Origin of the sequence: Sulfuriferula sp. AH1 (genome assembly GCF_002162035.1) — a bacterium.
Lineage (GTDB): Bacteria > Pseudomonadota > Gammaproteobacteria > Burkholderiales > Sulfuriferulaceae > Sulfuriferula.
Genome location: NZ_CP021138.1, coordinates 536,120 through 548,137, shown reverse-complemented (window position 1 = coordinate 548,137; position 12,018 = coordinate 536,120). Strand labels below are relative to the sequence as shown.

8 protein-coding genes are annotated in these 12,018 nt (G+C 56.3%); 1 reads left to right on the top strand and 7 read right to left on the bottom strand.

Annotation, left to right across the window (positions count from 1 at the left end):
* Positions 1–58: 58 nt before the first annotated feature.
* Together ftsH and rlmE are read right to left on the bottom strand one after the other, a co-directional pair.
* Positions 59–1,957, bottom strand: a complete 1,899-nt coding sequence (gene ftsH / locus CAP31_RS02775) for an ATP-dependent zinc metalloprotease FtsH (protein WP_087446139.1) — start codon at positions 1,955–1,957, stop codon at positions 59–61.
* Positions 1,958–2,028: 71 nt separating this feature from the next.
* Positions 2,029–2,649: a 23S rRNA (uridine(2552)-2'-O)-methyltransferase RlmE gene (rlmE, locus tag CAP31_RS02770; RefSeq protein ID WP_087446138.1), complete on the bottom strand. Its 621-nt coding sequence runs from the start codon at positions 2,647–2,649 to the stop codon at positions 2,029–2,031.
* A gap of 37 nt (positions 2,650–2,686) precedes the next feature.
* Here rlmE and yhbY point away from each other — a divergent pair, with 37 nt between their 5' ends.
* A complete protein-coding gene (gene yhbY, locus CAP31_RS02765; protein WP_087446137.1) occupies positions 2,687–2,983 on the top strand; it encodes a ribosome assembly RNA-binding protein YhbY in 297 nt (98 codons plus the stop codon).
* Between the two features lies 1 nt (position 2,984).
* On the opposite strand, the gene CAP31_RS02760 is transcribed toward yhbY, so the two are convergent.
* The 5 genes from CAP31_RS02760 to dnaE form a co-directional block, all read right to left on the bottom strand.
* The gene (locus tag CAP31_RS02760; RefSeq protein WP_087446136.1) at positions 2,985–3,440 is read right to left on the bottom strand and encodes a DUF4149 domain-containing protein; all 456 of its coding nucleotides are present in this window, start codon (positions 3,438–3,440) and stop codon (positions 2,985–2,987) included.
* 2 nt (positions 3,441–3,442) lie between these two features.
* The gene (gene greA / locus CAP31_RS02755) at positions 3,443–3,919 is read right to left on the bottom strand and encodes a transcription elongation factor GreA (protein WP_087448229.1); all 477 of its coding nucleotides are present in this window, start codon (positions 3,917–3,919) and stop codon (positions 3,443–3,445) included.
* Positions 3,920–3,939: 20 nt separating this feature from the next.
* Positions 3,940–7,146 carry a carbamoyl-phosphate synthase large subunit gene (carB, locus tag CAP31_RS02750; protein ID WP_087446135.1) on the bottom strand — a complete coding sequence of 1,069 codons (3,207 nt, stop codon included), beginning with the start codon at positions 7,144–7,146 and terminating at the stop codon, positions 3,940–3,942.
* 135 nt (positions 7,147–7,281) lie between these two features.
* A complete protein-coding gene (gene carA, locus CAP31_RS02745) occupies positions 7,282–8,409 on the bottom strand; it encodes a glutamine-hydrolyzing carbamoyl-phosphate synthase small subunit (RefSeq protein ID WP_087446134.1) in 1,128 nt (375 codons plus the stop codon).
* A gap of 124 nt (positions 8,410–8,533) precedes the next feature.
* On the bottom strand, positions 8,534–11,980 hold the full coding sequence (gene dnaE, locus CAP31_RS02740) for a DNA polymerase III subunit alpha (protein WP_087448228.1): 3,447 nt from the start codon (positions 11,978–11,980) through the stop codon (positions 8,534–8,536).
* Positions 11,981–12,018: the final 38 nt, after the last annotated feature.

Here is a 12,018-nt window from a genome sequence, read left to right as displayed (position 1 = left end):
ATTTATCCTACACAAAAGAAAAGCCGGGGTTTCCCCCGGCTCATGCACACGATTGTTATTACGCTCCGGCTGTTGGCGTGACGGTAGGCGTTGCGGTCGCCGTCGGCGCGCCCCCTTGTGGGGGCGGCGTTACCGAGCCGGTCGCAACCGGCTTGGGCGGACGCGGCGCCAGGCCATCCATGATATCCTTGATCTGGTCGGAGTCGATCGTTTCCCATTCCAGCAAGGCTTTGGCCATCGCTTCAACTTTATCCCGATTATCCTCGAGGATTTTACGCGCAAGCGTATATTGCTCATCGATAATCCGCCGGATCTCGGCATCCACTTTTTGCATGGTCGCCTCGGAAACGTTTTTATGCGTGGTTACGCTACGTCCCAGAAACACTTCGCCTTCATTCTCACCGTAAACCATGGGGCCTAGAGCCGGCGACATACCCCACTGCGTGACCATGCGTCGCGCCATATCGGTAGCACGCTCAAAGTCATTGGAAGCACCGGTGGTCATGTGATTCATGAACACCTCTTCGGCGATACGGCCGCCAAACAGCACCGAAATATTCTGCAGCAACTGCGAACGATCCATGCTGTAGCGATCTTCTGTCGGCAACTGCATGGTCAGACCCAAAGCCCGTCCGCGCGGAATAATCGTCACCTTGTGCACCGGGTCGGTCTTGTCCAGCAGGTAGGCGACTACCGCGTGTCCGGACTCGTGGTACGCCGTATTGCGCCGCTCTTCTTCCGGCATCACCATGTTTTTACGTTCCGCGCCCATCATGATTTTGTCCTTGGCGCGCTCAAAATCATCCATTTCCACCAGACGCTTATTGCTGCGCGCAGCAAACAGCGCGGCTTCATTTACCAGGTTGGCCAAATCCGCACCCGAGAAACCGGGCGTGCCGCGTGCCAGAATATCGGCACGCACATCCGGCGCACTCGGGATCTTGCGCATGTGCACCAGCAAAATCTGCTCGCGACCGCGGATGTCCGGCAATGGCACTACCACCTGACGGTCGAAACGGCCCGGGCGTAACAAGGCGGGATCCAGTACGTCTGGCCGGTTGGTAGCCGCAATCACAATTACCCCGGCCGAACCTTCAAAACCGTCCATCTCGACCAGCAACTGATTCAGCGTCTGTTCACGCTCATCATTGCCACCGCCCATGCCGGCGCCACGCTGCCGACCTACGGCATCGATTTCGTCAATAAAGATGATGCATGGCGCATGTTTCTTGGCCTGCTCGAACATGTCGCGCACCCGTGCCGCACCTACACCGACGAACATTTCCACGAAATCCGAACCGGAAATGCTGAAAAATGGCACTTTGGCTTCGCCAGCAATCGCTTTGGCCAGCAGGGTTTTACCTGTACCCGGGCTACCTGCCATCAGCACGCCGCGCGGTACGCGGCCACCCAGCTTCTGGAATTTCGACGGATCGCGCAGAAAATCGACCAGTTCCGCCACTTCTTCCTTGGCTTCATCGCAACCGGCAACATCGGCAAAAGTAATCTGATTGGTGGACTCGTCCAGCATGCGCGCCTTGCTTTTACCGAAAGAAAACGCGCCGCCCTTGCCCCCGCCCTGCATTTGCCGCATGAAAAACACCCACACGCCGATCAGCAGCAACATCGGGAACCAGGAAATGAATATGCTCATCAGGAACGATGGTTCTTCTTCGGGCTTGGCTTCGATCGCTACGCCGTTTTTAAGCAAATCCGACACCATCCATGGATCTGATGGCGCATAGGTACTAAAACGCTTGCCGTCATTTTTCACGCCCTTGATGACGTGGTTCTCAACCACGACCTTGGCGATCTGGCCCTGTTTGACTTCCTCAATGAATTGAGAATAATCCATTTGGGATTGCGCGACCTGACGGTTGCTGAACTGGTTAAACACCGTCATCAGCACTAGCGCTACCACTAACCAGATAGCAATATTTTTGAACATATTATTCATTAATCAAGCTCCACCTGAGCATATACGAATATTTTAGACGACGATTTTTGATTCTAACTCTAATTTAATGGCTATGTAACCGCTTTACGCAGATTTTTGCACAGAAAATAAACTTCATTGCTTCGATCTCGCGAGGCTTTAGGCTTGCGGTTAAGCACTTGCTCGAATGTTTCCCGCAAATTTTTCAGATATTCCTGAAATCCTTCACCCTGAAATACCTTGACAAGAAACTGACCATTTGGTTTCAAATGATTACGTGCAAAATCCAGCGCCAACTCGCATAAATACATGCTGCGCGCCTGATCGACGCTCGCCACACCACTCATATTGGGCGCCATATCGGATATTACAAGGTCTACCGGCCGATTATTTAATACCTGAGCCAATTCAGCCAAGGTCTCGTCGGCAGTGAAATCACCCTGGATAAAAGTCACTCCCGCAATGGGTTCCATTTCCAGGATATCCAGCGCAATCACCTGCGCCCCATGACGGATCGCCAATTGCGACCAACCGCCCGGCGTGGCGCCGAGGTCTACCAGCAACGTTCCCGGCCTGATCAAATGATCGCGCTCGTTGATCTCCTCAAGCTTGAAAGCGGCACGCGACCGGTAACCTTGGGCCTTGGCTTGTTTTACATAAGGATCATTCAGATGTTCGCGCATCCACGCTTTGCTGGTTCTACTTGGCTTCATCGGCTAAAATAACGGTTTAGTTAAAGGGATAGTACCAATGACCACTCTCAATGCAGTGCAGCGTCGCTACCTGCGCGCCCAAGCCCATTCGCTCCACCCCGTTGTAATGATAGGTGATGCCGGACTATCCGATGCGGTCATGCGCGAAATCGATCTTAGCCTGAAAGCCCATGAACTGATTAAAATTCGGGTACTCGGGGATGATCGTGAAGCACGGATAGCCATGCTAGACCGCATTTGCACGGATCTCAAGGCTGCCCCCGTGCAACACATAGGAAAATTGCTGCTGGTATATCGCCCGGCCGAAAAACCAAAGCTTAGCCTGCCTAAATAACTTACTTGCCCGATTGCTTGAACAGCAGCACCAGACCCAACAGGCTTTCAATCAGATAAACAATACTGGAAACGCCATGCCACCGCGCAAAGCGATCGCTGAACATGCTTTGCATCACCGCTTTCGGCATGGCTTGTTCTTTCAGACTCTCCATAATCGGCTGGATGCCGAAATGTATCCCCAGCGTGAGCAACAACATGATCAGCGCAGCCCAGAAAAACGTCTGCTTCAATGCGCCGCCGCCAAACTGCATCAGACGGTGTACGAGCAAATACAAGCCGCATGCCATGCCCACATAAGCTATCACCGTAAACATGCCGCCGGCCAGATTTCCTGCCAGCTGCTTGTCTGCCAATTTGCTGAACAGCACCGGCGCGGCGATATAACCGATGGCCCACAGACCACCCACCCACAAAGTAACGGCTATTTTAGCCAGCGCATCTGGGAATTTTGGCATGATCAGATATACTTCACATCCAGCACTTCATATTGACGTACCCCGCCTGGTGCCTGCACATCCGCCGTATCGCCGGCGTATTTGCCGATCAGTGCACGCGCGATCGGCGAGCTGATGGAAATTTTCGCCTGTTTGATATCGGCTTCATCGTCGCCGACGATCTGGTAGGTCACTGTTTCGCCAGTTTCCAGCTCTTCAAGTTCAACAGTCGCGCCGAATACCACACGCCCTTCAGCTTCGAGTTCTGACGGATCGATAATCTGCGCCGAGGACAGCTTGCCTTCCAAATCGGCAATACGCCCCTCAATAAAGCCCTGTTTTTCCTTCGCGGCATCGTACTCCGCGTTCTCCGAAAGGTCGCCCTGAGCGCGCGCTTCAGCAATAGCGGTAATCACCGCGGGACGTTCCACGGTTTTCAGGTGATGCAACTCGTCGCGCAGCAGTTGCGCACCCTTCACTGTCAATGGAATTTTTGTCATCATATTCATGTTACTTATCCTCAGGCAGATAATTGCCCATGTAATCCTTGTAAATCGTAAACTTTCAATTCACTCATCGCCTGCATGCCGATGCAGGCAGCCTTCGCACCGGCCAGCGTAGTGTAATAGGTTACCCTCTGTGCCAATGCGGCACGCCGGATTTCAACCGAGTCGCGCACGGCTCGCTTGTCATCAACCACATTGACGATAAAACTGATTTCGTTGTTTTTAATCATATCCACAATATGTGGACGGCCTTCGGCGACTTTATTCACGATAGTCACCTCCAGACCGCCGTCGCTTAAAGCAGCCGCCGTACCGCGCGTGGCATGCAGCACAAAGCCCAATGCGATCAGCCGCGCGCCGATTTCAACGACCTTCTGCTTATCTGCGTTGCGCACGCTGATGAACGCATGACCGCCACGCGGCAATTTGACGCCTGCCGCCAACTGGGATTTGACGAAGGCTTCGGCAAACGTCTTGCCTACACCCATCACTTCACCAGTGGATTTCATTTCCGGGCCCAGCAAGGTATCGACCCCCTGGAATTTGGCGAACGGGAACACCGCCTCTTTCACCGAATAATAAGGCGGCACGATTTCCTTGGTCACACCCTGCGCCCGCAATGTACTGCCCGCCATGCAACGCGCCGCAACTTTCGCCAGCGGCACGCCGGTGGCTTTGGATACGAATGGCACGGTACGCGATGCGCGCGGGTTGACTTCCAGCACGTAGACAGTCTCGCCTTGCAACGCGAACTGCACATTCATCAGTCCGACCACGTTCAATGCCTTCGCCATGGCCACAGTCTGGCGACGAATTTCATCCTGGATAGCGACCGACAGGCTGTAAGGCGGTAGGGAGCAAGCCGAATCGCCCGAGTGCACGCCAGCCTGTTCAATGTGCTCCATAATGCCGCCAATAACGACATCAGTACCGTCGGAAACCGCGTCCACGTCAATCTCGATCGCATCGTTAAGAAAACGATCGAGCAATACCGGCGAATCGTTCGACACCTTTACCGCTTCGCGCATGTAGCGCTGCAAATCTTCCTCGGCACGCACGATTTCCATCGCCCGTCCGCCCAGCACATAAGATGGCCGTACTACCAGCGGGTAGCCGATTTCCGCTGCCAGCCGGATCGCCTCCTCGGCAGAACGCGCGGTGCGGTTAGGCGGCTGTTTCAATCCCAGACCCATCAGCATTTGCTGGAAGCGCTCACGATCTTCCGCGCAATCGATCATGTCCGGCGTGGTGCCGATAATCGGCGCGCCGAAGGCTTCCAGTTCGCGCGCCAGTTTTAACGGAGTCTGGCCGCCGTACTGCACGATCACACCCACCGGCTGCTCGATGCGCACGATTTCCAGCACATCTTCCAGCGTCAGTGATTCAAAATACAGACGATCCGAGGTGTCATAGTCGGTCGATACGGTTTCCGGATTGCAATTGACCATGATGGTCTCATAGCCGTCTTCGCGCATCGCCAGCGCCGCATGCACACAGCAGTAATCGAATTCGATACCCTGGCCGATACGGTTAGGGCCACCGCCCAGCACCATGATCTTCTTGCGATCAGTCGGATGCGATTCGCACTCTTCCTCGTAGGTGGAATACATGTATGCAGTGTGCGTCGCAAACTCGGCAGCACAGGTATCCACGCGCTTGTAAACCGGATGCACGCCCAGCTCCCAGCGCCGGGCACGCACTGCATGTTTGTCGCAGCCCAGCAGGCTGGACAGACGGCGATCGGCAAAACCGTTACGTTTCAGGCGGCGCAATTCGCCCGCATCCAGATCTGCCAGCTGGCACCCTTGCAAAGCCGCCTCATCCGCGACCAGCGCTTGAATCTGCACCAGAAACCACGGATCGATCTTGGTGAACTCGAAAATTTCCTGCATGCTCATGCCGATACGGAAGGCATCGGCCACGTACCATAAGCGCTCCGGTCCGGGATTGCCGATTTCCGCCTCGATTACATCGCGATCGTCGGTCAGCGAATTCAGCCCGTCCATACCGGTTTCCAAGCCACGCAATGCCTTTTGCAACGATTCGCGGAAAGTACGACCAATGGCCATTACCTCACCCACCGATTTCATCTGCGTAGTCAGCCGGTCGTTCGCTTGCGGAAATTTCTCGAATGCAAAACGCGGGATCTTGGTGACGACGTAATCGATGCTCGGCTCGAACGAGGCTGGAGTGGCGCCGCCGGTAATATCGTTTTTCAATTCATCCAGCGTATAACCGATCGCCAGCTTCGCCGCGATTTTGGCAATCGGAAAACCGGTCGCTTTCGATGCCAGCGCCGAGGAGCGCGACACGCGCGGATTCATCTCGATCACCACCATGCGGCCATCGGCCGGATTGATGCCGAACTGCACATTGGAACCGCCAGTTTCCACGCCGATCTCGCGCAATACGGCAATCGAAGCATTGCGCAGAATCTGATATTCGCGGTCGGTCAGGGTTTGCGATGGCGCCACGGTGATGGAGTCGCCGGTATGCACACCCATCGGATCAAGGTTTTCAATGGAGCAGACGATGATGCAGTTATCCTTGCGGTCACGCACCACTTCCATTTCGTATTCTTTCCAGCCGATCAGCGACTCTTCGATCAGCAGCTCGTGCGTAGGCGAAGCTTCCAGACCGCGCTCGCAGATCTCGGTGAATTCTTCCTTGTTATAGGCGATACCGCCGCCGGTGCCGCCCATGGTGAACGATGGCCGGATAATGGTAGGAAAACCCATCACCGCCTGCACCTGCAATGCCTCTTCCATGCTGTGGGCGATAGAGGAACGCGGCGAGGCCAGACCGATACGCGTCATCGCCTGCTTGAATTTTTCGCGGTCTTCGGCCATATCGATGGCTTCACGCGACGCGCCGATCATTTCGACCTGGTGTTTTTCCAGCACACCGTGTTTGGCCAGATCCAGCGCGCAGTTCAACGCAGTCTGCCCGCCCATGGTGGGCAGAAGCGCATCCGGGCGCTCTTTTTCGATGATTTTTTCCAGCACCTGCCAGGTGATCGGCTCGATATACGTCACATCGGCCATTTCCGGATCGGTCATGATCGTCGCCGGATTGGAGTTCACCAGAATGACTTTATAGCCTTCTTCCCGCAAGGCTTTGCAAGCCTGTGCGCCGGAATAGTCAAATTCACATGCCTGGCCGATGACAATGGGGCCGGCACCGATAATCAGTATGCTATGTAGGTCTGTACGCTTAGGCATAATTTTTTGGACAAGATTAACGAACACATCTAAAAATCAGAACCGCCTTGCTGCTGCACGGCATCCCCAAATCTAAACATCTTCTGACAACACAAACCGGCACGCCTCAGCCTGCCGGTTATCAAGGCAATACGTTTAGCGCGCCTGCATCAGCGCGATAAACCGATCAAACAAATAATCCACGTCATGCGGGCCGGGACTGGCTTCAGGGTGCCCCTGAAAGCTGAACGCCGGCACATCGGTGCGGGTGATACCCTGCAACGATCCGTCAAACAGCGACACGTGCGTCACCCGGATATTGTCCGGCAAAGTATCGGCATCCACTGCGAAACCGTGATTCTGACTGGTAATCGCCACGCGGCCGGTATCCATGTCTTTCACCGGATGATTGGCGCCATGGTGACCGAATTTCATTTTCACGGTTTTGGCGCCGGAAGCCAATGCCAGCAGTTGATGGCCCAGGCAGATACCGAAAGTCGGGATGCCGGTAGCGATCAGTTCACGGATGGCCGTAATCGCATAATCGCACGGCTCCGGATCGCCCGGACCATTGGATAAGAATATGCCGTCCGGGTTCAGCGCCAGCGCATCCTGGGCACTTGCCTGCGCCGGCAATACGGTTATCTTGCAGCCGCGTTGCGCCAGCATGCGCAGGATGTTCATCTTGATCCCGTAGTCGAACGCGACCACATGGAACGGTGCGGCTTCAGGGCTGACGAAACCTTTGCCGAGACGCCATTCGCCTTCAGTCCAGGTGTAAGCGGATTTTACCGACACCACTTTGGCCAGATCCATCCCTGCCAAACCGGGAAAGGCGCACGCCAGACGCAGCGCTTCGGCTTCGTCGATATCGCCCGCCATGATGCAGCCCGACTGCGCACCGGTTTCGCGCAGCAGACGCGTCAAGCGGCGGGTGTCGATATCGGCGATGGCGACCACATTTTGCGCTGTCAGATAATCAGACAACGACTGGGTAGAACGGAAATTACTGGCTAACAATGGCAGGTCGCGCACCACCAGACCGGCAGCGTGAATTTGCGTTGATTCGACGTCTTCTGGATTTACGCCGGTATTACCAATATGAGGATAAGTAAGTGTGACGATCTGACGAGAATAGGACGGATCGGTCAGAATCTCCTGATAGCCCGACATGGCGGTATTAAACACCACCTCGCCAACTGTTGAACCTAACGCGCCGATGGCAACACCGCGAAAAACTGAACCATCAGCAAGCACCAAGATAGCGGATTGAGCAGGCGACAAGGGAGTACTCCGGTGTGAGGCTTATACAAAGAAGCGGGCAAGGTTCGCACCGCGCCCGCTTCTGCAAGAATTCCGTCATTTTACCGCATCTGACGGTCGAATTCAATCTGCATCACGTTTCCCGCTAATAACTTACAGCCACTGCCGCGCTGCCGAGGCCGGATTGCAACGCCGCCAGCAAATCGTCGTGCAGCATCACTTTCCAGGCCGCGCCCAGCAGCATATCCGTCTGCACCTGCGGCAATCGGTAGCGCAATTGCACCAGACAGCCATTTTCATCATTGCAGTAAGGTCGCAGCCAGCCCTGCAGCTGGGACACATTGAGTGCCTGACTCACAGTCAATTGCAACGCCTTGGCATAGCGCGTGCGCGCGCTGGTCACGTCGAACAGCTTGTCCACATTGATGCGCAGGCCGCCGGAATAATCGTCCTTGCTGACTTTGCCTTCCACCAGCAAAAGTTGATCTTCCTTGAGCCACTCCCGGTGACGCTCGAACACTTCATTGAAAATCGGCACCTCTACCGTCGCCAGGCCGTCATCCAGCAACACGAACGCCATCTTGCCGCGCCGCGTCATTTGCGTGCGCATGGAAACGATGATACCTGCCAGCAACACCGGCTGTGGATTGGGCACGAGCTTGTCCAGACGCGTCTTCAGCAGGGATTTCAACTCGCTGGCGTAGGCATTGAACGGATGCCCGCTGAAATAGAAGCCCAGCGCGGATTTTTCCTGCAGCAGTTTTTCCTTTTCCGGCCAGCGCGGCACGTCAACCAGCGCCGGTTGCGTATCGGGATGGCTATCGAAATCATCGAACAGACCGCCCTGATTCACTGATGCCGCCGCCTGATCGGCCAGTTCCAGCGCCATGCCGACCGACGCCAACAGCGACGCGCGATGGTCGTTGACGCTATCGAACGCACCTGCGCGAATCAGCGATTCCAGCGTGCGGCGATTGACGCTGCGCTTGTCCACGCGCTGCGCCAGATCGAACAGGTCGGCGAACGGCCCATCCTGCTCGCGCGCCGCGACGATCGCGCTGATCGCCGCCTCGCCGGTACCCTTGACCGCGCCCAGACCGTAGCGTATCTGACGTTCGCTTTCCGGCGCAAAGCGGTAACCGGAACGGTTGATATCCGGCAGCAGGATTTCCAGTCCACTCGCCAGCGCATCTTCATAGAAATTCTTGACCTTGTCGGTATCGTCCATATCAGCCGACAGCGTAGCAGCCATGAATGCCGCCGGATGGTGCGCTTTCAGGTAGGCAGTATGATAAGCCACCAGCGCATACGCGGCGGAGTGCGATTTGTTGAAACCGTAGCCGGCGAATTTTTCCATCAGGTCGAAGATATACGTCGCCTGCTTGGCGTCCACGCCTTTTGTCACCGCACCGGTCACGAAAATGTCACGGTGCTCGGCCATTTCCTCGGCCTTTTTCTTGCCCATCGCGCGACGCAGCAAGTCCGCAGAACCCAGTGTATAACCGCCCATGATCTGCGCGATCTGCATCACCTGCTCCTGATACACGATGACGCCGTAGGTCGGCTTCAGCGTAGCCTCCAGCATCGGGTGCATGTAATCGACCTTGGCCTTGCCGTGCTTGCGGTTGATGAAGTCGTCCACCATGCCGGATTCAAGCGGGCCCGGACGGAACAATGCCACCAGAGCCACCACGTCTTCGAAGCAGTCCGGCTGCAGACGCCGGATCAGGTCTTTCATGCCGCGCGATTCCAGCTGGAACACAGCCGTGGTCTTGCACGACTTGAGCAGGCTATAACTGCCGCGATCGTTCAGCGGCAGGGTTTCCAGACTGAACGGCGCCTTGCCGTCCGGTGCCAGCATCGCCACATAACGCATCGCCCAGTCGAGGATGGTCAGCGTGCGCAAGCCCAGAAAGTCGAACTTTACCAGCCCGGCTTTTTCCACGTCGTCCTTGTCGAACTGCGACACAGCCGAATCCGAACCCTCGGCCAGATAGATCGGACAGAAATCGGTGATCTTGCCCGGCGCGATCAGCACGCCGCCAGCGTGCATGCCGACGTTGCGCGTGAGGTCTTCGAGCTTTTCCGCCAGCCCGAACAGCTCGCGCACATCTTCTTCGTTGTCGTAACGCTCCTTGAGCTGCGGCTCCATTTCCAGCGCCTTGCGCAGCGATACGGGCTTCACGCCTTCTATCGGTATCATCTTTGACAACTGGTCGCACAGGTTATACGGCAGATCCAGCACCCGGCCGACGTCGCGGATCACCGACTTTGAACCGAGCGTACCGAAGGTCACGATCTGCGATACCGCCTCGCGACCGTATTTATCCTTGACGTAATTGATCACGCGCTCGCGACCGTCCTGGCAGAAATCGACGTCGAAGTCGGGCATGGACACCCGTTCCGGATTCAGAAAACGCTCGAACAGCAGATCGTACGGCAACGGGTCCAGGTCGGTAATGCCCAGCACATAGGCCACCAGCGACCCGGCACCGGAACCCCGCCCCGGCCCTACCGGCACGCCGTTATGCTTGGCCCAGTTGATGAAGTCGGCCACGATCAGAAAGTAGCCGGGGAAACCCATCTGGATGATCGTGCCCAGCTCGAATTCCAGCCGCTCCCGGTATTCCGGGTAGCGCCGTTCGCGCTCGGCGGCATCCGGGTACAGCACCTGCATGCGCTCCGCGAGCCCTTCGGCAGAACGCTGACGCAGGAAATCATCCAGCGTCATGCCGTCCGGCGTCGGGAATTGCGGCAGTTTGCTCTTTCCCAGCTCCAGATTCAGCGAGCAGCGTTTGGCGATTTCCACACTGTTCGCCAAGGCCTCAGGCAGATCGGCGAACAGTTCTGCCATCTCTGCCTGGGTTTTGAAATACTGTTCCTCGGTAAAGACGCGCTGCCGGCGCCGGTCGCCGAGCAAAGCGCCTTCGGCAATGCACACCCGCGCTTCATGGGCTTTGTAATCGTCGCGGTCGAGAAACTGAATCGGGTGCGTCGCCACTACCGGCAAACCCAGTTCGGCCGCCAGCGGCAATGTCATCTGCAGGCAACTTTCCGCGTCGATTTGCCCGGTGCGCTGGATCTCGAGGTAATAGCGTCCGGGAAATAACGCTGACCAGCGGCTTGCCGCTGCGCGTGCCCCTGCCTCGTTTCCTGTCTGCAAGGCGCGGCCGACATCGCCGGCCTGCGCCCCGGACAGCACGATCAGTCCGTCGGTGCTCACCTCATCAAACCATGCCGACTGCAATTCGGCACGCCCGCGCGAACGATTTTCGCGATAAGCGCGGGTCAGCAATTCGGAGAGCGTTCGGTAGCCGCTGAGATTTTGCGCGAGCAATAGCAACCGGCTCGGCCGGTCTCGCTCCAGATCGTTACTGACCCAGACATCGCAACCCATGATCGGCTTGACGCCCTTGCCGCGCGCTGCCTGATAAAACTTCACCAGACCGAACAGATTCGACAAATCGGTCAGTGCCAGCGCCGGCATCGCATCGGCCGCTGCACGCGCTACCGCGTCGTCGATGCGCACGATACCGTCAGTGATGGAATACTCCGAATGGAGCCGCAGATGAATAAATTGAGAAGAGGACATGGGCATATTTTAACCCAGAAACATGCCTGGAAGGCATA